This is a genomic window from Rhodohalobacter sp. SW132 (genome assembly GCF_003390325.1).
In the GTDB taxonomy this organism is placed as follows: Bacteria; Bacteroidota; Rhodothermia; order Balneolales; family Balneolaceae; genus SW132.
Window position 1 is genome coordinate 166306 of sequence record NZ_QUOK01000008.1, and the last position, 26999, is coordinate 193304.

General features: G+C 45.9%; 17 protein-coding genes and 2 tRNA genes. 9 read left to right on the forward strand and 10 right to left on the reverse strand.

The features are described from left to right. Nucleotides 1–59: 59 nt before the first annotated feature. The 6 genes from DYD21_RS15065 to DYD21_RS15090 form a co-directional block, all read right to left on the reverse strand. The gene (locus DYD21_RS15065; RefSeq protein ID WP_116037824.1) at nt 60–1397 is read right to left on the reverse strand and encodes an ABC transporter permease; all 1338 of its coding nucleotides are present in this window, start codon (nt 1395–1397) and stop codon (nt 60–62) included. A gap of 57 nt (nt 1398–1454) precedes the next feature. Next, on the reverse strand, nt 1455–2783 hold the full coding sequence (locus DYD21_RS15070) for an efflux RND transporter periplasmic adaptor subunit (protein WP_116037825.1): 1329 nt from the start codon (nt 2781–2783) through the stop codon (nt 1455–1457). Between the two features lie 368 nt (nt 2784–3151). Then, entirely contained in the window at nt 3152–4105 is a 954-nt protein-coding gene (locus DYD21_RS15075; RefSeq protein ID WP_116037826.1) for a 2-hydroxyacid dehydrogenase, read from the reverse strand. 64 nt (nt 4106–4169) lie between these two features. Further along, complete coding sequence (locus tag DYD21_RS15080; protein ID WP_116037827.1) at nt 4170–4661, reverse strand: VOC family protein; 492 nt, start codon at nt 4659–4661, stop codon at nt 4170–4172. A 109-nt stretch (nt 4662–4770) separates the two neighbouring features. Then, nucleotides 4771–5937, reverse strand: coding sequence for a mandelate racemase/muconate lactonizing enzyme family protein (locus DYD21_RS15085; protein ID WP_116037828.1), 1167 nt, complete (start codon nt 5935–5937; stop codon nt 4771–4773). Between the two features lie 42 nt (nt 5938–5979). After that, entirely contained in the window at nt 5980–6867 is an 888-nt protein-coding gene (locus DYD21_RS15090) for a sugar phosphate isomerase/epimerase (RefSeq protein WP_116037829.1), read from the reverse strand. A gap of 217 nt (nt 6868–7084) precedes the next feature. On the opposite strand from DYD21_RS15090, the gene DYD21_RS21240 reads away from it, so the two are divergent. The 3 genes from DYD21_RS21240 (at nt 7085) to DYD21_RS15100 (ending at nt 10141) form a co-directional block, all read left to right on the forward strand. Continuing rightward, nucleotides 7085–7243 (forward strand): hypothetical protein, encoded by a 159-nt coding sequence (locus tag DYD21_RS21240; protein WP_199535561.1) that lies wholly within the window; start codon nt 7085–7087, stop codon nt 7241–7243. 552 nt (nt 7244–7795) lie between these two features. After that, nucleotides 7796–9505: a hypothetical protein gene (locus DYD21_RS15095; RefSeq protein WP_116037830.1), complete on the forward strand. Its 1710-nt coding sequence runs from the start codon at nt 7796–7798 to the stop codon at nt 9503–9505. Nucleotides 9506–9571: 66 nt separating this feature from the next. Further along, nucleotides 9572–10141: a T9SS type A sorting domain-containing protein gene (locus DYD21_RS15100; RefSeq protein ID WP_116037831.1), complete on the forward strand. Its 570-nt coding sequence runs from the start codon at nt 9572–9574 to the stop codon at nt 10139–10141. A 273-nt stretch (nt 10142–10414) separates the two neighbouring features. Here DYD21_RS15100 and DYD21_RS15105 read toward each other — a convergent pair. Together DYD21_RS15105 and DYD21_RS15110 are read right to left on the reverse strand one after the other, a co-directional pair. After that, nucleotides 10415–10488 (reverse strand) — tRNA-Arg (locus DYD21_RS15105). A gap of 308 nt (nt 10489–10796) precedes the next feature. Then, nucleotides 10797–10870 (reverse strand) — tRNA-Arg (locus DYD21_RS15110). Between the two features lie 431 nt (nt 10871–11301). Here DYD21_RS15110 and DYD21_RS15115 point away from each other — a divergent pair. The 3 genes from DYD21_RS15115 to DYD21_RS15125 all read left to right on the forward strand — a co-directional run bounded on the left by DYD21_RS15115 (nt 11302) and on the right by DYD21_RS15125 (nt 17294). Next, nucleotides 11302–12750 (forward strand): capsule assembly Wzi family protein, encoded by a 1449-nt coding sequence (locus DYD21_RS15115; protein WP_116037832.1) that lies wholly within the window; start codon nt 11302–11304, stop codon nt 12748–12750. A gap of 669 nt (nt 12751–13419) precedes the next feature. Next, nucleotides 13420–15972, forward strand: coding sequence for a family 20 glycosylhydrolase (locus DYD21_RS15120; protein ID WP_158607320.1), 2553 nt, complete (start codon nt 13420–13422; stop codon nt 15970–15972). 395 nt (nt 15973–16367) lie between these two features. Continuing rightward, the gene (locus tag DYD21_RS15125) at nt 16368–17294 is read left to right on the forward strand and encodes an alpha/beta hydrolase (RefSeq protein WP_116037834.1); all 927 of its coding nucleotides are present in this window, start codon (nt 16368–16370) and stop codon (nt 17292–17294) included. A 170-nt stretch (nt 17295–17464) separates the two neighbouring features. On the opposite strand, the gene DYD21_RS15130 is transcribed toward DYD21_RS15125, so the two are convergent. Together DYD21_RS15130 and DYD21_RS15135 are read right to left on the reverse strand one after the other, a co-directional pair. Continuing rightward, nucleotides 17465–18871 carry an amidohydrolase family protein gene (locus DYD21_RS15130; RefSeq protein ID WP_116037835.1) on the reverse strand — a complete coding sequence of 469 codons (1407 nt, stop codon included), beginning with the start codon at nt 18869–18871 and terminating at the stop codon, nt 17465–17467. Further along, nucleotides 18871–21891 (reverse strand): amidohydrolase family protein, encoded by a 3021-nt coding sequence (locus tag DYD21_RS15135; protein WP_116037836.1) that lies wholly within the window; start codon nt 21889–21891, stop codon nt 18871–18873. Before DYD21_RS15135 ends, DYD21_RS15130 begins: the two co-directional genes overlap by 1 nt. Before the next feature lie 611 nt (nt 21892–22502). Between DYD21_RS15135 and nirB the strand changes: the two genes are divergently transcribed. The 3 genes from nirB (at nt 22503) to DYD21_RS15155 (ending at nt 26999) form a co-directional block, all read left to right on the forward strand. Continuing rightward, nucleotides 22503–25043 carry a nitrite reductase large subunit NirB gene (nirB, locus tag DYD21_RS15145; RefSeq protein WP_116037838.1) on the forward strand — a complete coding sequence of 847 codons (2541 nt, stop codon included), beginning with the start codon at nt 22503–22505 and terminating at the stop codon, nt 25041–25043. Between the two features lie 87 nt (nt 25044–25130). Then, entirely contained in the window at nt 25131–25478 is a 348-nt protein-coding gene (nirD, locus tag DYD21_RS15150; protein ID WP_116037890.1) for a nitrite reductase small subunit NirD, read from the forward strand. A 96-nt stretch (nt 25479–25574) separates the two neighbouring features. After that, nucleotides 25575–26999 carry an MFS transporter gene (locus tag DYD21_RS15155; protein ID WP_116037839.1) on the forward strand — a complete coding sequence of 475 codons (1425 nt, stop codon included), beginning with the start codon at nt 25575–25577 and terminating at the stop codon, nt 26997–26999.

Sequence of the window (26999 nt, forward strand, 5' to 3'; positions counted from 1 at the left end):
TAAATGTTATGTCTCAAGCTTGCCATTGTTCTCTGATGAACTCTTGAATTCCCATTGGATTATTCGTGCCTTAGTGCGGTGACCGGCTCCTGTTCGGCAGCTCTCTTAGCAGGGAAATAGCCAAATACCACTCCTATGAGAGTCGCTACACCAAATGAAATCAGTATTGAACCGATGGTTACAATGGATACAATTCCGGCTGAAACTTCGACGATATAACTGAACCCAATTCCCACGACAACGCCCAGAAAGCCTCCTGCAACACAAATAACCAAAGCCTCGGTTAAAAACTGAAGCTGAATATCCTGTCTTTTTGCGCCCACAGCTCTCCTCACACCAATTTCTCTGTAACGTTCAACGACCGATGCCAGCATGATATTCATGATGCCAATACCACCTACCAATAGCGAAATGGAAGCTATAGACGCGAGTACAATATTAAAAATTCTTCGGGTCTGCTGCTCTTGCTGTAGTAGCAATTCAGGAACGATAATTTCGAAATCCACTACCTGGTTGTGACGACGTTCAAGCATTCGCGAAATAATTTCGGCTATCGTCACGCTGTAACTGTTATCTGTCACCTGAACGATAGCCCGGTTGAGCTGATGATAGTTCCTGTCGCGCTGTACTTCGGCATTTGGATTGTTTTCCGCCGCCTGTGCAGCCTGCACATCCCGGTTCGTAACCAGTGCCCTGTTTCCATATCGCAGTAGCACACTTTCTGCAGGAGCAAAAACATCCTGATTATAGTCACGGATTCCCAGGTTTTCTATCTGGCTGGATGTCAGCTGCCGTTCCTGCAGCACCCCAACAACTGTAAACCAGACATTTCCGGCTTTGATCTTTTTTCCGATAGGATCTTCCCCCGGAAAAAACCGGGTTCTCACACCATGCCCTATAATGGCAGCCGGTATAGACTCCTCGAAGTGTAGAGTCGTAAAATTTGTACCTGAGTGAATTTCAAAATTATTGATATCAAAATAGCGATCGTTTACACCAACAAGTTTTCCGCTCCTCATCTGACCCGCCCGGATAAATTGAGTATCGTAGATTATTTCTGGAGTTACGGCTTGTACGTGCGGAATCTGGGTTTGAATGCTATAGAGATCTTCGAGTGTGAAACCGGGGCTGAACCGACGCTGATTCAGAAATTCTTCCTCACTGTCCTCAACCTCCCCCTCACTCTGCTCTGCCACAGGCTGAATAATGACGTTATTAGTCCCCAGGAGCTGCATATTGGAGAGAATTTCCTGTTGAGCACCGGTTCCAATGGCAAGCATAGCAATAACAGAAGCTACTCCGAATATAATACCCAGGGATGTAAGGAAAGAGCGAAGCTTGTTTCGTTTGATTGCTTCTATAGCAATGTCCAGGTTGTATGAAAATATTTGATACAAATGATGATTATTTCAGGCTATTGTTTTAGTGGTATAAGTGTTTTTGTGGTATAAAAATCAGGGAGCCTCAACGATGTCTGCTTCCTGTTCAGAAACAACATCCTCTTCCGGCACCAGCTCATCTCTATACTTTTCAAGCACATTCTCTGGCAACCTTATCTTTCTCATAGCAGACGTATCGGGAGGCATGGAAATCATCACCTGGTCATCTTCTGTAATACCTTCAAGGATTACTATATCATTGTCATTTCTTGCGCCCATAATAATTTGCTGCATCACAGTTTGAATACCCTCTCTTTTGAACACAAAATGGTCATTATTGTGGTTGTGGACCGATTCAAGAGGAACAAACAAAGCATTTTCAATGGTTTCAACCAGGATCTCGTTGCTGGTTGTCATAGCCGGACGAAGGGTGGTGTCTGATTCATTGATCTCAATTTTTACTTCAAATACCTTTGAGTGAGAATTTGGGCGCTGCTCCCCTATATTGGCAACTGAAGTCACAACCCCGGTGAGCTCCTTGTCACGAATAGCATCCAGCCCGATCTGAACAGACTGATTGGTGCGTATTTTCTGAATATCCACTTCATTAATGTAGGTGATGGATTCCATTACACTAAAGTCCGGGAGTTCAGCTACTACAGGATCAAAAGAATTAATACTACTGCCCGTCGTGGTTTTACGTCCCTGCCAGTTTCTGGCATATACCACCATACCGTTTTCGGGTGCAAGAATGGTAAAATCATTCATTACTCTCATGATCCGGTCAAGGCCATTTTTCTCCTGAGTAAGAGTGGCTTCTATCTCACGTATACTCGCTTCAGCCTGGCGCACCCGTGTGCGATAGTTTTGCTGCTCCTGGGCAAGTTGGCGTTCCGTACGTTCAAGTTCAATCTGGGTCTGACGCTGCACGGCGGGTGATTCATATACTGACTGGTCTACAGCAATCTGTCTCTCTTCAAGCTGAAAATGAAGGTTTTCAAGATTGTCACGGGCTTGTGACAAGGTAAGAGAACTGTCCAGCTGAGCCTGTTCAAACTGTGATTCAGCCCTCTGAACTTCAAGCTCAGCATTTTGCAGCCGGGTAAGGGCCTCTGAACGGTCAATCTCTGCTACCACATCTCCCTTGCTGACAATGGTCCCTTCCGGCACAAGGTTCTGTATGGTCATATTCCAGATCTGAATTTCGCGTGCACCCTGCGGGCCCCTGATCTGAATGGAGTTTTTTGCCTGAAGTTCACCGGTTGTTGCTACCGAAACTTTAAAATCACCATATTGAGGACTTACAAAAATATCAAAATGTTCACCTGTATCCCTCCCCAAAAAAGCCCAAATTGAAATTAATACCCCTATTGAAAGAATGGAATAAGTAATTTTTTTAACCATGATGAGGGTTGTAAATTGTTAAAATATCTTTTTCAGGTACTCAGACTGGAAAAACATCTATCACTGCATTTAAAAACCATCCCCGTTTCTTGATGATACCAGGCTTCTAAATGAATACTATTAACTGCGTAGTTACTAATATATTTTAACATTAGCAAAAGTTTGAAGCTAATTTTTCAAAAAATATTTAGAGAGAGGATAAGGGCTGATGAAAAGGGTATAATCCAGTTCTAATTCTTTTATAACCGGCTGCTCCTTCCATGCCCAAAAAGAAGTTTACATAGAAGATGGGTCTGGGGTATCTTATTTATCTGAGATATTTGCCCTCTACACAGCGATAAGGCACCACTGAAATCTGATATCTCAGCTTATCCGGTCAAATCATCTCTATTAAAAACAACGGAAGAGTCCGGTTCCTTTCCTGAAAGGATAGCAAGTACATTTTCTACTGTTTGCAGACACATGTTCCGATAGGTGGTGTCTGTTAAGCTTCCCGTGTGGGGTGTGATAACTGTTTTAGGATGAGTGAGCAGCGGGCAGTTTTTGCCGGGCGGTTCAACAGCCAGTACATCGGCAGCAAAACCGGCTATTTTACCCTGGTTTAATGCTTTTAACAGTGCATCTTGATCGATAACAGCACCACGGGCCGTATTAATCAGAAAGCTGCCCGGTTTCATCATCCCAAGCTCTTTTTCACCCAGCAGGTTCCTGGTTTCTTCCAGAAGAGGCAGGTGAATGGAGATAATATCAGATCGTTTCAGAACTTCTTCAAGCGAATAGGAATCTGACCTGGTTTGCGCGGGAAATTCATTCCAGAAAATCACGTTCATTCCAAAGGCTTTTGCGAGGCGGGCAACGCGACTTCCGATATTACCAGTACCTAAGATTCCAAGGGTTTTGCCATGTATCTCATCGCCACTGTACTGATTTCGAAACTCCCAGTTATTCTGCTTTACCTCCGAAACTGTTTTCCATGTATTTCTCACGAGCATCAGCATCAATGCAAGCGTGTGTTCAGCCATTGTATCTGAATTAGAACCAGGTGCATTCACAACTTTGATGTTTCGTGTTGTAGCTTCATCTACATCAATATTATCCAATCCAACCCCGCAGCGGGCAACTACTTTTAAGTCAGGATATTTTTCGATTAATACCCGATCCACCCGCCCTTTCCCTCTGGTGATAATAGCCTGTACAGATTCATTTCCTGTTATTTTCAGGGGATCAGTTTCGTTGAATGCCTCAAAAACGGCGGCTTGTTTTCGCAGTTTTGAATCAGCTTCAGCGGCGATGGTCTCAAGAAGCAGAACGTTTTTTTTCATACGTTTTATACCGGATTCTGAGAATCTGAAAGACCCTCACTATTCCTTTTTAGTTCTTTTCTGTTTACTTTTTTTTGTGATAGAGAGTGGCGTTATCACTTTTTAATCCCCGATTATCTTCTCTGTTTGATTTATACAGCCCTTCTCCGAAAAGTGAATCCTCGAAAATTTCAGGGTCAATCTGGGCTTCCGGATCTGATGAAAGTTCTACAAGATTTCCGGATGGATCACGAACGAACATCTGCATCGCACCATCGGGAAGGCGCCGAACTTTCCCCCACGGTTCCACATCAACAACCTGGAGCTCCTTCATCCGTTTAAATATCGCATTAAAATCATCTACCTGTAGACAAAGGTGGCCCCGAAAGGACGTCGTATCCTCCCACTCGGTAAGATGAAGCTGCTGATCATCATTGATAATGAAAAACTGGGCCGGATAATCAAAATTGAACGCAGGAAGAGGTTCAAGGCCTAATTCCTTTTCATAAAATTCAGTTGCCTTTTCCAGGTTATCCACGATAAGCGTGACATGATTAATTTTTACTGCTTTTGCCATGATGCGTCCGGTTTTTGAGTTGTATGTATGGTGATACTAAATATTTACATTTTTGCCCTATAATAACAGAATCACAAAAATGAGGGTTCTTTTTTTCGCTTTAAATCCGTTAAACGGTCTGACTGTATTCCCGGATGAAATCCCAGTTCGGTGTCAGGCCCAGTCCGGGTTTTTCAGGTGCACTAATTGTCCCGTCCGAAACTTCGATCGATTCCTCTACCAATTCGTACATCATTGGATTTCCACCCAGAGAAAATTCGATGATGGTGGCTGATGGAGATGCAAAAGCTGCGTGAACACCGGCCATAAATGAAAATGCGGATCCCCAGCAGTGAGGCGCCAGTTCAAGCTGAAAAACACTGGCAAGATGTGCTGTTTTCATAGTTTCCGAAATTCCTCCAATAATGGCGGCATCGGGTTGTACGACATCAATGGCTCTAAGCTGAATCAGATCCCGAATATCAAAGCTTGTATATTCACTTTCTCCGGCAGCAATAGGAATGGTTGTTGAAGCTCTCACTTCGGCTGTCCCTTTTGGGTTGTCGGGGCTGACCGGCTCTTCGAACCAATAAAGGTTACAATCTTCCACCCTGCGGCAAAATTGTTTTGCCTCGGGGACACTAAAGGTCCCGTGTGCATCCGTCATAATCTTGACTTCAGGCCCCACTGCTTCCCGTGCAGCTTCAACCCGTTTCACACTGTTATTAACCGTATTATCCATCACACCAACCCGCATCTTTACAGCTTGAAATCCCCTGGACACATAGCCGCCAAGCTGTTCTCCGATCTGGTCTGCATCAGCCCAGCCGCCGCTGGCATAAGCCGGCATAGAATCCCGGCATGATCCCCCAAGAATTTCAACGATTGGTTTTTCAAGTGATTTTCCTTTCAGGTCCCAGAGTGCGGTATCAATTCCGCTGATTGCCGAAATGGTGGTTCCCCTGCGGCCAAGAATTGGGAATTTTCTGCCTCTCGAAAGCGCATAGTGATCTCTTGTACCATTATAGAGATGTTCCCAGATACGAGTGATATTCCGGGCATCTTTACCCACCAACAACGGTTTGAGTTCATTCTCAACACAACTCACAATGGATGCACAAACTCCTGAAGAGCCCACTGCAGCTTTAGCTTCTCCAAATCCCTTTAGACCGCTTTTCGTGGTAACTACGATTAACGTCATATCAAAGTGAGTCAGCAGTCCATAATCTGAAATATGCTGTTTGGATTCTGCAATAGGGCACTGAAGCCAAAAAGCTTCTACATTGGTTATGATCATATTACCGGCAATTTATAAATGGGGTAAAGTTTAGAGTTCAGATTATCGAATGAGCGGCAAAAGGGTTTCAGCTGATTTTCGGGTCAGTTCAGTATAAAATGATTCAGTAATTGAGGAGCTTCCGTGATCTTCAATAAATTTTTTCTGTTCGGCCGTCAGACCCACGGGATTTTCCTCAATCATATCAGGATAAAGATTAGCGGGTGTGCGGTCAACCGGCGGGCAAAATTCCACCGAAAGTGCCTCATCGTAATCAATCTCTTTTAGAGTTTCTATTATTTTGGGCCAGTTGAGCGTACCCATTCCCGGGGCAAACCTGTTATTGTCTGCAACATGAAATCCATTAAGCCTTCCTTTGGTGCGCCGGATGGCTTCAAACATATCATCTTCTTCCAGGTTCATATGAAATACATCCAGGCAGACGCCGCAATTGGGCCCGATTTCTTTCGCTAAAGCCAGTGCCTGGTCGCCGCGGTTTATGAAATAGGTTTCAAACCGGTTGATGGGTTCAATACCAATCAAAACTTCCATCGATTCAGAATATTCATAAATCTCTTTCATGGCACCCACAGCCCACTCCCACTCTTCTTCAGGAGTGCCGTCAGGTACCAGTTTGCCTACAGTTCCGGGAACAAGGGCAATCATCTGGCCACCCAGTTCATGCACCATGCGGATCACGTCTTTCACATACTGGATAGACGCCGCACGCTGATTTTCATCCCTTGCCAGGAGGTTTCTCTGTTCCATCATCAGCGTAACCGAACCCCAGCAGGAGATCCCATGATCCTTCAGTAATTTCCCAACTTTTTTAGTGTCGTAGGTATAGGGTTCGCCCTCGATTTCCAGTTTTTTATAACCCAGCCCGGCAATTCGTTCTATTGTGGTTTCAATAGGTTCAGAGCGCATCCAGCTATGTATAGAAAGTTCCATAATGTATTATTATTTAAGGATTACCGCTTCAATATAGTTTTTTCAAATCATACATCTTAATTCTTTAAACCAACAGGTATTCTGGGGACTATCCGGTTATCATGATTTTCGACCAAATATATCTATCCTCAAATTCGTTGATAACATTGAAGTTCTATATTACAATGTAAAAATACATTTGAGACCGACTTCTTATCAACTAAAAAAATGGATTGTTATGAGTGATGAAAAGAAAAATAAACCGGATAAGCAGGATAAAAAGAAAGAAAAAAATAAGTTAGACAAAGAACTCAGACAAACCTTTCCGGCCAGTGATCCACCTTCTCACTCCCGGCCCGGCCACGAACGATCGGAATCGGAGGGGGACAAATCTTAACCAGCCCATTTTGCATATAGAGCCTCCTTAGCTTTCAGACTGATCGGTCGAACTTTTCGCCACTGATTTTATTACCATCCGGAAGATCAGGGGGGCTCTTTCTGCTCTGCAAAAATGAGTACCTTACGGTGAACAGTTGTTTGATTTGATATAAATCGATTTTTTCACCGAAAAGACCTCCTCCTTTCAACTCACCAATTCAATCAAGCCGATTTCATCGCGGCAAACCGGGCCTGAAATCCCGTGACTTTTCTCATCGAAAACAGATCCAATACTACCAATCCATTGCACCCAGTATTCCCTATCTACTTTCAAACTACCTGAGCCCCCGGTTTGCTTGCAACCCTGGCCCTACTGCCTTATCAGGATTCTCATCCCATTTAAGAAGAGATGAGATTTATCTCAAAAAAAATACGCTTACCACTACTGAAGGCGGCATAACTCAAATTTGCTGTTCCACTATGATGTCAGATAAAGACATTTAGGAATATTTAATAAAACTTCCATCACAACCGATATCTAAATAAAACGATCTAATAAATTCTGTTTACTATGGAAAATATGTATCTGGCTACTTTCTCAAAAGTTGTTCTAATTGTATCCGCACTTCTGTTAAGTTTGCACAGCAGTCAATTGTTTGCCCAAACCACCGAGGCCATTCAAACGATTTCGCACCAGGGTGTTCTTGTAAATGAATCAGGTGAACCTGTAGATGACGGAGCCTATATCTTTACATTCAGAATCTATGATACGGATACAGAAGGAGACCACCTTTGGAGAGAAACGCAGGTTCTTCAGGTACAAAACGGTGTTTTCAATGCTCAGCTTGGCACCGAAGATCAATTAGATATTCCATTTGATCGGCCTTACTGGCTGGGGATTGAAATTGATGGAGGCGAGCAACTTGCACCACGAATGCCGTTAAGCGCAGCCCCTTATGCCCTCCATGCGTATTCTGTGGCTGACGGATCCGTAAACGGTGCTTCACTTGCTGATGATGCCCTGATTGAGGGTGATAATATATCCATTGAACGAAATTCAGATGGTGATTTTGTCGTCTCTGCAATAACGCCCGATGGCGGCCTTACATCCATAACTGTTGATTCCACCATGATTGGCGACGGCACCAGTGATCAACCGCTTGGCATCAACCTGCCGGATGGATACCTGACCGGAAACCTGATCGCGAACCAGGCCATAACGGGATTGAAAATCGATGAAAATACCTTGATAGAGGGAGATAACATCTCGATTGAACGAGATCAGGATGGCAACTTTGTGCTAACTGCCGAAACGCCCGATGGCGGCCTCACTTCCGTTTCTGTTGATTCCACCATGATCGGTGACGGCACCAGTGACCAACCGCTTGGCATCAGCCTGCCGGATAACTACATATCCGGCAATCAGCTCAAAGATGACATTTCGATTGAAACATCCGGAAGTATTCAGACTGAAAGTACTATATCGTCACAAGAAGGAATTTTTGCCGAACGGTTTTTTGTAAATCCTGAGGGAAATGGGCAATTCTCTTACCTGGTTTTTCGCAACAACACACATACTGCTAATCCGCGTATGTATCATAGCTCAATCGATAACAGAATCCATTTTTCTGATATTGATGGAATTCGGGTACATGGCGAGCATCGGGTGCAGGACAAAATATATGCTGATGGTGGAATAGATGTTACCGGAAATCTGAATCTTGATGGACAAATCAACACAACCGGACATTTATTAATTAATACTGATGCGTCATCTAACATTGCGTATGTCATATTCCGTGGCACGGGACCTGCCGGAAACCCAAGATTATTTCATCGCGAAGATCATGATCGTATAGCATTTTCCGGTATGGGTGAGGTGGCAATAGATGGTGATTTGATGGTTACTGGTGCTAAGAATTTTATCCACCCTCATCCGCACGATCCCTCGAAACAGATTCGATACACTTCTCTTGAGGCAGGTGAATCTGGTGTTTACTGGCGTGGTTCAGCCGCAACCCAAAATGGCAGGGCTGTCATCGAACTCCCGGAACATTTCACACTGGTTACTCATGAAGAGAACCTTACCGCTACTATCACGCCTGTAGGTAGTTGGGCACCACTCTATGTTGAAGAGGTTTCCAATACAACACTTGTAGTTGCCCTGGAATATCGCTTTGGAGACCTCGACACAGAGTTTGATTTTGTGGTTTACGGTGTTAGGGACGGATTTGAAGACTACCAGGTCCTTGAAGAGAGATCAATGGAATTGATGGATTAAACCCCTATTAAATCTAAATGAATTCGGGAAAATAAATTTTCAGAATTAGTTTTAAAACCACCAAAAATGAAAAAGCTATTTACAACTCTCGGTACGGCAGCACTATTGATTCTTTTTTTCCAGACTGAAAAAGTTATCGCACAACAGTATCAAATTAAAAGCTGGTCTGTGGGAACCGGTTTTGCCGAGTCCGGCAATCAGCAGTTTACGGTTCGGCATACAAACGCACAGCCGCTGGCCGGACTCCAGGATAGTCAATCCTGGTCGCTTCAAAGCGGATTTCACTATATAAGCGCTCCTCCTGCACTATCAACATCTTCCGAAATCATACCGGATGAGCTTCCTGCTCACTACTCACTCGGGCAGAACTACCCAAATCCATTTAACCCGACAACACAGATCCGGTTTGGGCTGCCTTCATCATCAGAGGTCAGTCTTGAAGTATTTGATCTTATTGGACGACGGGTTGCTTTGCTGCTTCACGATGAGATCAAAACGGCAGGATATCACCATGTGCCATTTGATGCATCAGCACTGTCGAGCGGAATATATTTATATCGGATTCAGGCACGCAATACCGGGACTAACAGCGGCAGTTCCTTTGTGGAAACCAGAAAGATGACACTCATCAAATAGATCGGTGACAGACAGTTTATAATCTGTTTTTGCTGTCTGTTACATCTTCCACTGGGAGTATCAATGGGATCCGGATCCCCCTTTACTCTGGTAGCAATTGCAACATATCCACGCATGAAAAAACTTTATCGCCATCTGTAGGCAACAGTTTCTTGCCCCGTCAAAGCATCAATAGAAAGCACAGCTTCGAAATATCAGCGCTCAGATTTCATCACTTTGCAACCCAAATAAAAAAAGCTCCGATCTCTATTTAGAAATCGGAGCTTTTGTCTGTACACCCGACAGGATTTGAACCTGTAACCGCCTGATTCGTAGTCAGGTACTCTATCCAGTTGAGCTACGGGTGCATTTAAGTGGCAAGGTTCAGGGTGCAAGTGGTAGGTTAAACTTGTCTCCTGTATCTTGAACCCTGAGTCTTACCACTACTTTCAATAAAATAACAACAAATTATATATACGTAACGATTCTGTCGATGGCATCCCTTTGGGAGAACCTGTAACCGTCCCGACGCTTCGGGATACTCTATCCAGTTGAGCTACGGGTGCGTTTCAGTAAACAGTATACAGTGTGCCAGTGTACAGTTTTTACAGGGTGGCATGTACTATAATCTAAACACACTGTTTACTGTAGACTGAATACTGACACACTGAAAAAGTACGCCCGGAAGGATTTGAACCCTCAGCCTTCTGATCCGAAGTCAGACGCTCTATCCAGTTGAGCTACGGGCGCAGTTATTATCAGTAAATCAAAAATCATTTCTCACGCAGCAGATCAAGCCTTCTGATTCGAAGTCATCCCGAAGGATTTCGGGACAGTTGAGCTACGGGCGCATGTAAAAGAGACATGAGACATGAGACAATCTCATCAGATCTTGTGTCTCACAATCTAACGTCTCATTGTTCAGTATGTCAAGATTTTAAAATAACGATTTTCTGCTCATGCATTTCATATCTCAGCAAGAACAGATAAGGTAAGGAATTATGCAGAAATAGTACAAGCCTGATGAATAACTTTATAGCAGGAGCGATATACCCAAACGGGATACCTGGCTTGGAAACAGGAAAATGTGAGTCAGTGACCACTGAGTACATCACTCTTCTCCATAAGTTTCTATCCAATAAAACACTTATCATACCACTGATTCATACGATAAACACCCCATGATGTACTCCAAAAAAGATACCTTCATTTTTTTTGTCCTGCTGTTCCTGGCTGGTTTTCTTTTAACACCGATACATTCAAACGCCCAACTCTCACTTCCAGAATTGAGTTTCGAAACAACAATCATTGCAAACTCCAATGATACTACCCCGTTTTGGATACAAAGCAATCGCCATGGGATATTTGCACCAAACGGCAGCCAGGTACTGACCCGACTGCAGGCACACAGCACGAATAACCAATTAACAAATCAACTAACCCTCAGTTATGGAGTGGATTTTATTGCTCGTCCCGGAAAACAATCTACCAATAACTTCAACCAAGGCTACCTGCAGCTTGAAGGTTACGGAGTATACCTGCAGGCGGGACGGTTTAACTACTCCTCCCCTATTACCGATGTTGAGCTGGGCATGGGCTCGCTGGGCGTAAGCGGTAATGCCTCACCCATCCCACAGATCCGGGCCGGGTTTTCGGACTGGACTTCCCTCCCCTTCACTCAGGATTTTATTCAGATTAAAGGACACATGGCCCACGGCTGGCTCGGCAGCAGACGTTTAACCGAAAATCTGCTGTACCACGAGAAAGTAGGCCACGCCCGTTTTGGAGGCTCCATTCCTCTCAATCTGTATGGAGGAATGGCACACTATGCCAAATGGGGAGGTACACATCCGAGATTCGGCGAACTTCCATCAACTTTTGAAGATTTTTTCCGCGTTGCAATTGCCATTGGTGGTGATGAAAATGCCCCGCCCGGTGAAAGAGATTACATGCTTGGAGATCACCTGGGGGCATGGGACTTTGGCTTTTTCCTTGAATTCAACAATTTAGACGTCAAAGGGTACCGCCAGTTTCCTCTGGAGACGAAGGATAATTTAAAGCTGAAAAGCCCGCAGGATGCACTGACGGGTATTTTGCTTGAGTTTGACAATGAGTTTATCCTGCCGATTTCTAAACTGGTCTATGAATATATGTACACAAAATGGCAGGACGGCCCCCGGGTTGTAAACGAGGTGGATGGCGTACCCTGCAACGAATTACCGTCCGGAACATGCAGAGATATGAGCCAGGGAAATGAAAACTACTACAACCACGGCATCTACCAAACTGGCTGGGCCTATAACCGCAGGACGATCGGCAATCCAATCTTTACTCTAAGGGATGACAATTTAGGTATTGATAATAACAGAATTGTGGCTCATCATATCGGTCTGCAGAGTGTTATTGGAAGCACTACTTTGCACGGAAAACTAACCTATAGCCGGAACTTTGGAACACGTTCCGATCCATTTGAATCCCAACGAAATCAATATTCGACAATTGTCGGCGCAGAGAGAGTATTTCAATTTAATGGACCACCCCTCACTATCAGTACAGAAATAGCCTACGACCGCGGCTCACTCATCGGCACCCAATTTGGTGTTGTACTGGGGATAAAATGGGTGATGTGATTTTCAGGGTTCATGGTGCAAGTGATAAGACCGGGTAGAGTTCACGCGTCGCCGGTTTTCCGGTCCCGGATTGCTTCGGGGCATGATCCTGTCAGAGTCTGGATTTAAGGCATTGCGCAAAGCGAAGAACAGACCTGACAGCGTGACTACTGCCTCGCATATCAAGGTTTACCGAAGGGTCGGTACCCAAAAAAAGCTGACAGGTGCAGTGTATACAACCTCGTAGAGTACTGAGCGGAGCGCTCATTTTTTGAACATGAAATGAAATTCCTCCCAGCGTTGTCAGTTCAGGGTTCAGGACTCTTGGTCCAGGTTACATCTTTCCTCGAGTGTGTTGCTGAAGATGACAGATAAAAGATATCAAGAGAGACCCTGGCGGATGCTTATCCATATGATCCATTAACAACTTCTTAGTATAAACTTACTCTCTTACAGAAGAAGAATCCTCATCCTCTATTACAGTTCCATGTGACCCTTTGTGCCCATTGTGGTACAGAAGTTGAACCTTCTGGTTCATAAATCTTTAAGAAAACGGGCATAAGGTTAAAACTTCTCAATTGATTTGAATATAATACAGACCTGGAGTTCAATTATATTCAAATAAGCTCTTCACTTATCACTTTAAAACAATCTGTGGTGATCATACACAATACAACTTCTACCGTTAATTTGATCGTTTTCACGATCTTATTCCTCTCAATTTTTACCCCCCTGCTCCTCTCCTGCACAAGCCAGGAGTCCGATCAAAAGTTCAGCGTCTCACCTGTTGAAATCAATTGGAAATTAAACTCAAACTTTGAGCCCGACAACAAACTGAGCGCAACACTCACGCTGATCAATAACGGAGAGGAGCCGCTGCCCGCTGATGGATGGGCACTCTACTTTACCTCAATCAGAATCCTGGATCCGGACAGTTTTCCTGATGACTACACGGTTTCCCATATCAACGGATATCTTTTTAAGCTTGAACCTGCCGAAGAGTTTGAACCGATAGCCCCGGGTGAGCGCAGGGAAATTGAGTACCTCGCTCAATTTTTCGCAATCAAATCGTCAGATGCCCCCGAGGGTTTCTACTTTGTGTTTGATGATGAGTCTATTGAGACCGTGGAGTCGGTCACAATACTCCCGTTTGAAACCGAAGAGCAGCTCAACCGATCACCGGGGGATAATATACCTGTGCCGACTCCGGAAGTCACGTTTGAACAAAATGAACGGCTCACGAAGCTTGAAAGAGACCAGTTAATGCCCGTTACGCCAACTCCCGCCTCTTACACCAGGAACGAGGGGCAGTTTCGTTTCCCCGATGTTCTACATATTTATACGGATGATGCTTTCGCGGTGAATACAGCATCCCTGGGCAGCACGTTGATGAGGGAACACGGGGTTGATATAAATCTTACCACTTCTGATAAGCAGTCTGCAGATATACGAATTCTTCAGGCAGATACCGGCTCTGAATCCCGCGAAGCCTATACTCTTGAGATCACACCGGACTATATAAATCTGACTGCCAGTGAGAAGCCCGGTGCATTTTACGGAATTCAGACGCTGCGATCCCTGATTACAGACCGCGGGGATAACGGCCTGGCCATCGACGCTGCAATCATTGATGATGAACCGGCGTTCCCCTATCGCGGCATGCACCTTGATGTCTCCCGAAACTTCCACGGGGTTCAGGATGTGAAACGCCTTCTTGACATCATGGGTACCTATAAACTTAACAAGTTTCATTTTCATCTGACCGATGATGAGGGATGGCGGATTGCCATAGAGGAGCTGCCCGAACTGACGGAAATTGGCGGCCGGAGGGGGCACACCGAAACCGAGGATGAGTTTATGATCCCGGCCTACGGCTCAGGTCCGGATCCCACACCGAACAACTCTTTTGGCAGCGGATGGTATTCGCGTGATGAGTACATCGACCTGCTGAAGTATGCAGCCGAACGGCACATCGAGGTAATTCCCGAAATTGATGTTCCGGGCCATGCACGGGCGGCAATCATTGCGATGGAGCACCGGTATGAACGGCTGAACGAAGCCGGTGATGATCATCCAGACCGCCACAGGCTGCACGACCCTGAGGATGTGTCATCCTACCGGTCAATCCAAAACTATACGGACAATGTGATCAATGTCTGCCTGGAATCGACCTACCAGTTTATGGACGTTGTGATTGACGAGCTGATTGATATGCATAACGAGGCGGGTGCGCCGCTGAATGTGATTCACATGGGCGGGGATGAGGTACCCCGGGGCACGTGGACGGATTCACCGGCATGCAAAGATCTGATGGAAAAGGAGCAGATTGAGAACGTACGCGATCTGCAGACTTACTTCTTTGAGCGGCTGATCCGCAAACTCGAGCCGCACAGCATCACAATGGCCGGGTGGGAAGAAATCGCGTTCCGGGAAGAGAATGATGGAGGCATGACAATCAATCCCGACTTTGCCGGTTCTTCAATTCCTTATGTCTGGTCAAACATCTGGGGTGGCGGCACTGAAGATCGCGCCTACGCCCTGGCCAACAGCGGGTATGATGTTGTGATGTCGCACGCATCCAATTTCTATTTCGACATGGCCTACGACAAGCACTGGAAAGAACCGGGATTCTACTGGGCAGCGATGCTCACCACGGAAGTCCCCTTTTCTTTTGCCCCTTTTAATCTCTTTATGAATGCCCGGGATGATAACTACGGCAACCCTCTTGCTGAGGATCACTTTGACGAGATGGAAAACCTGGAAAACGATGCGCGCGATAATATCCTGGGACTCCAGGGACAGCTCTGGACCGAGACGGTGAATGAGCCGGGCCGGATGGAGTATATGATTCTGCCCCGTCTGCTGGGACTTGCCGAACGCGCCTGGGCGGGACAACCGGAATGGGGCGATCTACGTAACCGCGATGACTTCGAGCGGGAACGCCTGGCCGCCTGGAATGAGTTCGCAAATCGCCTCGGGAGCGTTGAACTTCCCCGCCTCGATCGTCTTTATGATGAGATCAACTACCGGATTCCGCCCCCTGGAGCAGTGATTCGTGACGGATCTCTTCACGCAAACATCGCACTTCCAGGGATAACCATTCGCTATACCCTTGACGGCAGTGAGCCGACCGAAAACTCCCCGGTTTACAGTGAACCTGTGGAGCTGAGCGGTGACGAAACCGTGCGCCTGGCCGGCTTCAGCAAAACCGGACGGGCAGGAAGATCCATACTTGTTGAGTAATTGTGCGGAAAAAGAAAAAACAGGGGATTGAATTCAAGAAACATTATTGGATGTTTTTTATATAGTTATTGTATTCGATTAGCGGCGCCGGCGATCTGGTGTAACAGGGGGAGCATATTTTTTTCAATACAGACCTGAGTTCTATTAATTGAGTTCTATTAATAATGTCTTATTTAAAAGTTAAAATGTGGCTAATACTGTCCAAAAGGGCGTCATCCCGTACTTGATACGGGATCTCCTATCCTTAATACAGGCAGGAGATACCGGATCAAAGTCCGGTATGACAGTACTGATGATAATATCCCTTGTTGTACGCCCTTTTGGACCGTGTCAGCCACTTACTCAATTTTAGAAATCAGGTTACAGCATAAAATCAGGGTTAACAAAGCACAAAAATGAAATCAGACACTTTTTTTATCAACGCAAAAGGGAAAGATCTCTATGCAAGAAAATGGCTTCCGGATGAAGGCACGCCAAATGCTGTTGTTTTGATTATCCACGGTATGATTGAACATTCCGGCCGTTACAGCCGCTTTGCAGAAGCTTTGACAAAACAGGGTTTTGCCGCATATGCGTACGACCACAGAGGACATGGAAAAACAGACGCCGATCGGCTCGGAATTATAGACAGCGACGACAGTTTTCACCAGATGACCGACGACCTGAATACAGTACGAAAAGAGATTCAGGGTAAACATCCCGACCTTCCCCTTTATTTTTTCGCTCATAGTATGGGATCCTTTCTCACCCAGCGATACATGCAGCTTTACGAGAATTCTCCGGATGGAATTATCTACTCCGGGAGCAACGGCAAGCCGCCGATACTTCTTTATGTTGGGCTTCTCATCGCAAATATCATCGGTGAGATGAAAGGGAAAACCTATCGAAGCAAAATGATTCACAACCTCACTTTTGGCCCTTTTAACGCCATGTTCAAGCCAAATCGAACCGATAACGACTGGCTTTCGAGGGATGAAAATGAAGTCGACAAATATGTGGATGATCCACAATGCGGTTTTGTGCCGGCAGTAGAATTTTACAGCGATTTCTTCAGCGGCCTGATGAAACTTCACAGCCACAAACCGTTTGCCGGGCGTCATCCAGAAACACCAATATTGATTATTTCAGGGGACCAGGACCCGGTTTCCTACATGGGAGATGGAATCAAAAAACTGCAGAAACATTTTGAGGAGAGTGGTGTTGCCGATCTCAAAGTCAATCTTTATAAAGGCGCACGCCACGAGCTGCTCAACGAAACCAACAGGGATGAAGTTACCGCAGATGTGATCTACTGGCTGAAGGAGAAGATGGAGAGCGTGTGAGGGAGTGGTAAAGAGGGAGAGAGGGAGTGAAGAAGAGAAGTGGTGAAATTTCAATTTTACTCCATAGAATTTTAACTCCTCCATTCTAAACAAAAAAAGCCGTCCGGGATGTGGTTCAAATGACCTTTTTCCGGACGGCTTTTTGATATTGATTTATCAGCAAAAAGAAACTATCGATTCACACGCTGATCCACTTTCTCGCGATATTTTTCATACAGCATACGATGGGCGTCCACCATATCAATTTTACGGCCTTCAATATAAGCCTGTTCAATTTGCGAGCTGTACTCCAGCGGATTTCCGGTGGTGATCAGCAGTGTAGCATCTTTGCCCACTTCCAGAGATCCAACTCTGTCGCTGATTCCCAGAATTTCTGCCGCTGAAAGGGTTACGGACCGAAGCGCCTCATCAGCATCCAGCCCGTACGCCGCTGCAGCGCCAACTTCATTCGGTAATCTGAAAGCGTACGGAGCACTTGACCCGCCAGCAATTGCAAAAGTAATTCCTGCTTCATGAAGTCGCGCAGGCAGGCTGTACCGACCATCATACGGCTCCCACTGTCGGTTTGGGGATGTCAGCACAGATGTTACAATTACCGGAATCTCTTTTTGCACAAGATGATCTGCAACATAGTGAGCATCCCGCCCGCCCATGATAATCAGGTCAACTTCCTCTTCACCGGCCCAGGTGATGGCGTCCTGGATCTGGCGGAGTTCGTCGGCTTCCACAACAACCGGCCGATCTCCTTCCAGTACCGGAATCATCGCCTCCAGTTTGGAATCCACATCTTTTCGACTTGCGTTTCCAGCCTCATACGCAATTTTCGCTTTATGGTACGATCTTGCAGAAGCAAACGAATCACGCAGCTCGAGCAGGTCATCTTCGTAATTATCACTGCTTGCAGATGGCCAGTTTACGATAAGTGCAAGGCCCGGCTTCAGAACCATATCCTCCCACGACCAGCCGTCCATTTTCATGGCTACCGACTGACCTGAAACGAGTCCGCCGCCCGGTGTCGTCACGGCAGTTAAAACTCCGGCGGTGCGCGCCGTTCCGATGTGGCGGCTTTCCGGGTTGAACGCGATTTCCGGAGTAACATTCGGGTTAAAGCGCCCCAGTTCGTTGATATCTACGGTCATATCAACCGCGCCAATCTCGTAGATTCCCATGCGGCTATACCCGTCAATCAGCCCGGGATAAATCTCCTTGCCGGAAACATCAACCCGTTCTGCACCTGCCGGCACCTGAACGTTTGTGCCAATTGCGGTAATCACGCCATCATCAAACACGATGGTTCCGTTTTCAATCACACCGTCAGAAACGGTATAAATGGTCGCTCCCTCAAGGGCAATAACACCATCCTGCATTGCAGCTGGCGTCTGGGCATTGGCGGATGAAAAAATCATTATGCAGAATAAGAGAGCTGCAAGCATGGCGCAGACCGTTCGATTGAGAGCGAAACCGGGCTCTTTCGCGGCTGAATATTGTGCTGCGTATGATCGGTTCATAGGTTGCATCTTTTCAGTTGAGTAATTTTCGGTAAATGGCTGGTCGGAAAATTGATTTGTTCGTCTCATCAGTTTACCTCCAGTAAATATTGTATGAGCTGCGATCGCTCCTGTTCAATAGCCTGCCTCAATTCGGCATCCTCATCAAGGTCGAAGTATTTTCGCCCATCGATCCAGGTTTGCTCGGCTTTTGTGAATGTTGAGAGCGGATCACCGTTCCAGATCACAAAATCTGCATCTTTACCGGGTTCCAGTGATCCAACGCGATCATCAATACCCAGCAGTTTTGCAGTGCTGATGGTAACCATTGAGAGTGCTATCTCCGGATCTACTCCGGCATGCACCATTTTGGCCGCTTCCCAGTTCATACGGGATGCGATCTGGCTGTTATCGGAATGGAGCGAGGTAACAACTCCGGCTTCATCCAGCAGTCTGGCATTAAAAATGGTTCCGTCGTACGCTTCAATTTTAAAAGAAGACCAGTCGGACCACACCACAGCGCCGGCTCCGTGTTCAGCCAGCTCAGGAGCTACTTTGTAGGCTTCAACTCCGTGATGAAATGCTTTGATCGTGAAATCGAACTTCTCGGCCACGCGCATCAGTGCCAGGATTTCATCCTGACGATAACTGTGCGACTGCACCAGGATATCCCCTTCCAGAATATCTACAATCGCCTCCATTCTGAGATCTCTTCTGGGCTGAATTCCCGCTCCTGTATCATTCCACTCGTTCCAGCGCGATTGATAATCACGAGCCATTGAAAAGCGGTCTTCTATAATGTGCTGTGTTCCCATTCGGGTTTCGGGATAGCGATCAGAACCTACTCGCTTGGGATTTTCACCCAGTGCAAATTTCACGGTTCGCGGTGCGCCTTCAAATTTCAGATCGTGGGATAAAGCACCCCATCGCATTTTAATGTGCTGATTTTGTCCGCCGATCGGGTTCGCCGATCCGTGCATCACGTGAGCGGTAGTCAGGCCGCCGGCGATTTGCCGGTACATCCAGATGTTGTTGATGTTAAGTACATCACCCAGCCGAACTTCCGGCACGATTGCATTTCCTACTTCATTTACGCCATCGGTTCCGGAATGGATGTGGGCATCAATCAGCCCGGGAGTAACGTGCTTGCCTTCGGCATCAATGACAACCGCATTGCCCGGTGCACTCAGGTTTTGTCCAACTTCGGCTACTTCCCCGTTGCGGATCAGCAGATCTGCATTCTCAAGAATTCCCTGGTCGCCCATGGTCCAGATTGTAGCATTTTGTACAAGTACAGCTGAGGGCTGATCGGGTATCGATTCGCGGCCGTATTCCATACTTGGACGGATATCAGCAAGTTCAAGTGTCCGTTCCGGCAGTGAGATCTCTTCGGGCTGATCCTGTTCCCCGGCAGCCGTTCGCTCGCCGGTAAAACTGATCCGATCACCGTCCGGCATCTCTGCCCAGCCGATCAGTTCATCACCGGAAATGGATGCTGTCAGGCGTATTCTTCCGGTCATCTCAAGCTCTTCTCCGGGGAATGTAGCTCTGAATCTCCGGGCCTGCTCTTCAACCGATACGGCGGATAGATCAATCTCTTCTCCGTTGATTGTAATGGTTCCGTTCAGACTGCCGACAGTTCCCTTCACTTCAATCACACCTTCAACATCTCCTGCAGATACGGCCCATTCACCTCTTGCATCAATGGTCGCCGCCGGATTTACCCGGTAATGATCTCCATCAACCCAAACATCAAGAATTTTTGCCTCTGTATGAAACAGGTCGCCATTTGTGATAATCAGATTTGCGGCTTTCCCCTCTTCAAGAGTTCCGTGGGTATCGCTGATTCCCAGCAGGCTGGACGGGTTGATCGTCAGAGCAGCGAGCGCTGTTTCGGCATCGAGGCCGGCATGAACAGCTTTTCGAACGTTTGGAAGAAAATCGGAAAGATTATTAAGCCCGTCTGTAGTAAACGAAAAGAGGAGCCCGGCTTCGGCAATTCTCGCAGGATTTTCCGGTGCAAGATACCAGTGACGAAGCGTTGAGAGGTTTTCTCCAAGAGCATTTTCGGGACTGGTAACATCCGGTTTCTCCGGAAATGCGAGCGGCAGGATCAGCGGTATGTCACGGCCTGACAAATAATCGACAATTCTGTACTCATGCCCGCTTCCCCGAATCCACGGCGTGATGTTAAATTCTTCCGTTAGACGGAGGCTTCTTAAGACTTCCTCTTCACTGTTTACGGCAAATAACATGGGCTGATTTCCCTGTGCCGCATCCCCAAGAGCGGCCAGCGCGGCATTCGATTCCGGACGATTAAGGCCCTGGGGATTTGACCGGTATGTGTCATGTGCAGTTTGATACCAATCTGCATCATACAGAGTCTGACGGATGAATGCGATTCCGCCAATTGCCGAGGTTGGATAACTGTAACCAAGCGACCAGCTTCGGGTCAGTGACGCCCCCTGTGCTACCCTGTCCCGGATCACACGGTCTGATACCGAACCATTTCCCAGGCTCATTACTGCAGAATGGCCTTTAAAAATTCCGAGCGGAGGCACTGAATTTGCCGCTGTGAACCCGAGCTTTCGGAGCTCTTCACTTCCATCATCCTCCAGCTCATACTCTCCTTCGGCCGTTAAGTGCGCTCGAAGCTGAACATTCCAGGAGAGATTTCCGCGATCCAGATCTTCCCGTGGATTCTGCATTCCAACTTCCGTATACGGGTCGATAAATCCGGGATAGATCGTTTTCCCTTCCAAATTCCACACCCGGGCGTCGGCGGGCGGCTCAATACCCGTACCAACCTGATCAATTACGCCTCCCCGAACCACAATCGTTGCATTTTCAAGCGTTTCTCCGGGTGAAACCACAACCGTAGCATTCGTAAATGCATGAACTGACGGTGAGCTGTCCTGAATGCCGTTTACAGGTGAAGTTTGTGCACACGCGTTCAGCGGCAGTAAAAGTGCGGCTATAAAAAGTGTGAAGATCCTGCAGCCTGAAAACAGGCGCTGTTTAATCCGACGGTATCTGTTATCCATAAACCCTAAGTATTTTGTATTGATATTAAATGTATTTGCCAGTCCCCGGTGGCGCGGTTCGTCCATATCACAACCGATTGATAGTACCTACCATTCATGGGGCCATTTCAGGCAACATTCCACTAATAAATAATGTAATCATCTATTTGTTGAATGAAGGTATTCATTATCAGCAGATGCAGCGGAATGTAACCGAAAATCAAATGCCGTACAATTTTGTTGAAAATAGTGTTTGGCTAAAGAGAATGAAGCTAAAAGATGTAAATGGGCATAGAAAATTAAGTAGCAGTCAATCGGTTTACAACACGTTTGATTCATTTCGAACCCAGGGAAGAAATCATGGTAATCCTAATCAACCCTTCGAACTGATTGCTCCTCATATATTTCCGCATCTGGTATACATCATAATTTATTTTTAGGAACCTCCTCTTCTACACGCACAAAATTTAATAATCACAGTGTAATAACGACTATTATTTATCTTATTGAAGCGCTTCCATTTACTTTTTAATTGTAAAAAATGAGTTGACAAAAAGCGCTTTTCTTTATGAAAAGAGATATTATTGTTTGACAAAATCATGTCTTCAATAAATAAATTTTGAGTACAATCTTTAATGACATTATAATTTAAGGAGTTAGTATGCATTTGCATTGATAATTGTCAATAATTTTATTTTATGACTTCGAGCAATTCTGACAAATCAAATCCGGAGAGTAGTACTAAAAAAGTAATTGTTGTGGGAAACGGCATGGTCGGTTACAAGTTTTGTGAAAAGCTCCGACAAAAAGCAGCTCCAAATGAACTTGAAATTACAGTATATGGCGAGGAACCCCGGCCGGCTTACGACAGAGTTCATCTAAGCGATTTCTTCAGTGAAAAAAACAGTGAAGATCTGTTGATGGCTCCCCGAAAGTGGTATGAAGATAATGACATCACCCTGCATACCTCGCAGCTTGTGGTGGATATTGACCGCGAAAACCGGTGCATCCTCACTCATAAAGGCAACCGGGACCTGTATGACAAATTAATCCTCGCTACCGGTTCCAGTGCATTTGTACCCCCGATAGATGGCACGGATAAAGAGGGTGTTTTTGTATACCGCACGATTGAAGACCTGGAAGCTATTCAGCAATATGGACAAAAATGCAAACGGGTGGCTGTTCTTGGCGGAGGGCTGCTGGGACTTGAAGCGGCAAAAGCTCTGCTCGATATGGGCCTGGATACTTCCGTTGTAGAATTCGCTCCGCGGCTTATGCCCCGCCAGCTTGACGAATCCGGAGCAGCTACCCTCCAGGAGAAACTTGAGAATCTTGATCTTGAAATTCTCACTGATAAACAAACGCAGAAAATTACGGGAAATGGGTCGGTGGAAAGTCTCAAATTTTCCGATGAAACCGAACTTAAGGTTGATATGCTGGTTATTTCTGCCGGAATACGACCCCGGGATGAATTAGCCAAAAAATGTGGCCTGGATACAGGCGGACGAGGTGGGATTCTGGTAAATGATTTAATGAAAACGAATGATGAATCCATTTACGCAATCGGAGAGGCGGCCTTACATAATGAAATGGTATACGGACTGGTAGCGCCAGGATATGAAATGGCCGAAGTGGTAGCCTCGCAGATTGCAAACACTGACTACAAAGAATTCACTGGCTTTGATCTGTCAACCAAGTTAAAGCTTGTTGGCATCGATGTGGCAAGTTTTGGGGATCCTTTTACGGAAAAGAACGCCATTCCCATTGTCTACCAGGACAGATTTAAAGGGACGTATAAGAAAATTGTTGTTTCTGAAGACGGGAAAAAGCTGCTTGGCGGAATCCTGGTGGGAGATGCCCGCGCGTATACTCAACTCCATCAACGATTTATAAATCAAATGGAGTGCCCTGAAAACCCTGAAGAATTGATTTTGGGCAACCGGGGAGAATCCGGAGGTGGAAATGGAGTCGAAGACCTGCCCGAGGATGCACAGGTGTGTTCATGTGAAAATGTTTTGAAAGGGCAAATTACAGACCTCATCAAAAATGAGGATGTCACAGAAATGGGCGAAATCCGGGCTCATACGAAAGCTGGTACGGGTTGCGGCGGATGCACCCCCCTTGTAAAAGATTTGTTGAATCATACAATGGCAGAGATGGGTAAATCTGTAGACAAATCTTTGTGTGATCACTTTGAATATTCCCGCCAGGAGTTATACGACATCATTAAAGTTAAAAACATTACCACGTATGATGATCTGCTTGATCAGTTTGGGAAAGGCGATGGCTGCGAAGTTTGTAAACCGGCAGTTGCTTCACTTCTGGCAAGTGCCTGGAACGACCTGATCATCAATCAGGATACGATTCAGGATACAAACGACCGTTTCCTGGCTAATATTCAGCGGGGCGGTACCTATTCGGTAATTCCCCGTGTACCCGGTGGTGAAATCACCCCTGATAAACTTCTTGTTATAGGCCAGGTGGCCAAAAAATATGGTTTATATACCAAGATCACAGGCGGCCAGCGAATCGATCTGCTTGGTGCACGGGTAGACCAGCTGCCGGATATCTGGCAAGAACTGGTTGAAGCCGGATTTGAAAGCGGCCACGGTTATGCAAAAGCTTTACGAACCGTGAAAAGCTGCGTCGGCTCAACCTGGTGCAGGTATGGCCTGCATGATTCGGTTACGTTTGCCCTCGATATTGAAAAACGTTACCGGGGCCTGCGCGCACCGCATAAAATCAAAGGCGGCGTATCGGGATGCATCCGTGAATGTGCGGAAGCACGGGGAAAAGATTTTGGACTCATCGCTACAGAAAAAGGATGGAACCTGTATGTAGGGGGCAACGGCGGTTCCAAACCACAACACGCCATGCTTCTTGCCTCAGATATTGATGAAGAAACCTGCATACAATACCTGGATCGGTTTCTGATGTTTTACATCAAAACAGCAGAACCACTTACCCGCACTTCCACATGGATTAATAAACTCGACGGCGGGCTCGAATACCTGAAAACAGTGGTCGTAGATGATGCCCTGGAAATTGGTGACGATCTGGAAAAAGAGATGCAAAGGCTGGTAGATGCATACAAATGTGAGTGGAAAGAAGTGGTGGAGAATCCTGATCTGCAAAAGAAATTCCGGCATTTTGTCAATTCCGATGACCCGGATCCCACTATAAAATTCAAAGAATACAGAGAACAAAAAGTCCCGGAAGGATGGGGAGAAACCACATAATAGTCGTTAGTGACTAAAAGGACCACTTTATAAGCTTTGTTTGCACTGATTGTGTATTCCTATCTGATTAACAAAAAACCTGCTATCATGATGAATTCGGTTAAAGAAGCAGCAACCTGGTATAAAGCTGCACCTGTTAAAGAGTTTCCGCGTAACGGTGGATTATGTGTGAAAATTGACGACCTCCAGGTCGCCGTATTTAATTTCACGTCTCGTAATGAGTGGTTTGCCTGTCAGAATTTATGCCCGCATAAATTACAAATGATTCTCTCACGGGGGATGATCGGAGATAAAAACGGTATCCCAAAAGTAGCCTGCCCTTTTCATAAAAAAACATTTTCCCTCGAAACGGGAGAAAACCTGGACGGTGAAGAGTATTCACTGCAAACTTTTCCGGTTAAAGTAGAAGCCGGTTATGTATATGTGGGGATATAAAATGTACCCATACAGGATCAGAAGAGAATCAGAAAGAGTAAAAACCTCCGTGACAAAATCTGTTACTAAATCGAACCCTTTTATAATTCTGTCGTTATGAAAGATCGAAATACCGTTAAAGCTCCGAAAATCAATTTGTTCAGTTTGAGAAGCCCTCAAATGCGAACGTTCCATATCACCTGGTTTTCTTTTTTCCTCTGTTTTTTTGGATGGTTTGGCATTGCACCGCTTATGGCTGTTGTCAGGGAGGAGTTATCACTGACACAGACTCAGATTGGCAATACAATTATTGCTTCCGTTGCCATTACCATATTCGCCCGGTTGCTCATCGGCTGGCTTTGTGATCGTTACGGGCCAAGAATTACCTATACGGCCCTGCTTGTCTTCGGTTCTATACCGGTTATGCTGATTGGCCTGGCAAACAGTTACGAATCATTCCTCCTATTCAGATTGGCCATTGGTGTTATCGGAGCCGCGTTCGTCATCACCCAGTATCACACCTCTATGATGTTTGCTCCAAACGTAGTAGGCACGGCAAATGCTACAACAGCCGGATGGGGAAATCTCGGCGGCGGCGTAACTCAAATGATCATGCCTCTGATTTTTGGAGGCTTCCTGGCACTCGGTTTCACAGATGCTATATCCTGGAGGTTAGCGATGGTAGTTCCGGGCATAGCCATGCTGGTGATGGCTGTTATTTATTATAATTTCACACAGGATTATCCTGAAGGGAATCTTAGCGACTTAAAAAAGCTGAACCCTGAAAAATATGATGCACAATTCAAAGAGAGTAATAACGCATTTGGAAAGGCAGTAAAAGATTACAGGGTGTGGGCCCTCTTTTTAATATATGGAGCCAGTTTTGGAGTAGAATTAACAATCTACAATATCGCTGCCATTTACTATATCGACACGTTTGGTATGGATTTAAAAACGGCAGGTTTGATAGCAGGCCTTTTCGGTTTGATGAATATTTTTGCCCGGTCTACAGGCGGCTACCTGGGCGACCGGTTTGGGCTCAAATTTGGATTACGGGGCCGTGTATGGTTTTTGTTTGGGATTCTTTTTCTCGAAGGAGTTACACTTATTCTGTTTTCTCAAATGTCAGTGCTTCTCTATGCTATTGCCGCTATGATATTATTCAGCCTTTGTGTGCAAATGGCAGAGGGAGCGACCTATTCGGTTGTCCCTTTTGTGAATAAAAAGGCAGTAGGTGCCATTTCCGGTATCGTTGGAGCAGGTGGAAATACAGGTGCCGTGGCCGCAGGATTTTTATTCAGATATGAGGAATTTTCCTATTCGGACGCTCTTTTTATTCTTGGATGCATTGTACTGGTGTGTTCCTTTGCAGCTCTTCTGGTTCGTTTTTCAGCACGGGATGAAGTGGAAACCCGGCGCGAGTTAAACCTCTCGTTAAAGGCCTATTCCAACGGTCAAAAAGAGATGAAAAACGGTTTTGATCCGAATATCAAACCTGTACCTGAAGAGAGTGAGAAAGCAGAAGTGGAGTCAGTTAATTGA

What these genes read in the sequence shown, in the direction of transcription:
- DYD21_RS15085 (WP_116037828.1), bottom strand. Translation starts at nt 5,937, where the DNA reads ATGATCATAACCAATGTAGAAGCTTTTTGGCTTCAGTGCCCTATTGCA.
- DYD21_RS15125 (WP_116037834.1), top strand. Translation starts at nt 16,368, where the DNA reads ATGAAATCAGACACTTTTTTTATCAACGCAAAAGGGAAAGATCTCTAT.
- DYD21_RS15090 (WP_116037829.1), bottom strand. Translation starts at nt 6,867, where the DNA reads ATGGAACTTTCTATACATAGCTGGATGCGCTCTGAACCTATTGAAACC.
- DYD21_RS15135 (WP_116037836.1), bottom strand. Translation starts at nt 21,891, where the DNA reads ATGGACGAACCGCGCCACCGGGGACTGGCAAATACATTTAATATCAAT.
- DYD21_RS15095 (WP_116037830.1), top strand. Translation starts at nt 7,796, where the DNA reads ATGGAAAATATGTATCTGGCTACTTTCTCAAAAGTTGTTCTAATTGTA.
- DYD21_RS15115 (WP_116037832.1), top strand. Translation starts at nt 11,302, where the DNA reads ATGATGTACTCCAAAAAAGATACCTTCATTTTTTTTGTCCTGCTGTTC.
- DYD21_RS15130 (WP_116037835.1), bottom strand. Translation starts at nt 18,871, where the DNA reads ATGAGACGAACAAATCAATTTTCCGACCAGCCATTTACCGAAAATTAC.
- DYD21_RS15080 (WP_116037827.1), bottom strand. Translation starts at nt 4,661, where the DNA reads ATGGCAAAAGCAGTAAAAATTAATCATGTCACGCTTATCGTGGATAAC.
- DYD21_RS15155 (WP_116037839.1), top strand. Translation starts at nt 25,575, where the DNA reads ATGAAAGATCGAAATACCGTTAAAGCTCCGAAAATCAATTTGTTCAGT.
- DYD21_RS15100 (WP_116037831.1), top strand. Translation starts at nt 9,572, where the DNA reads ATGAAAAAGCTATTTACAACTCTCGGTACGGCAGCACTATTGATTCTT.
- nirD (WP_116037890.1), top strand. Translation starts at nt 25,131, where the DNA reads ATGATGAATTCGGTTAAAGAAGCAGCAACCTGGTATAAAGCTGCACCT.
- DYD21_RS15075 (WP_116037826.1), bottom strand. Translation starts at nt 4,105, where the DNA reads ATGAAAAAAAACGTTCTGCTTCTTGAGACCATCGCCGCTGAAGCTGAT.
- DYD21_RS21240 (WP_199535561.1), top strand. Translation starts at nt 7,085, where the DNA reads ATGAGTGATGAAAAGAAAAATAAACCGGATAAGCAGGATAAAAAGAAA.
- DYD21_RS15070 (WP_116037825.1), bottom strand. Translation starts at nt 2,783, where the DNA reads ATGGTTAAAAAAATTACTTATTCCATTCTTTCAATAGGGGTATTAATT.
- nirB (WP_116037838.1), top strand. Translation starts at nt 22,503, where the DNA reads ATGACTTCGAGCAATTCTGACAAATCAAATCCGGAGAGTAGTACTAAA.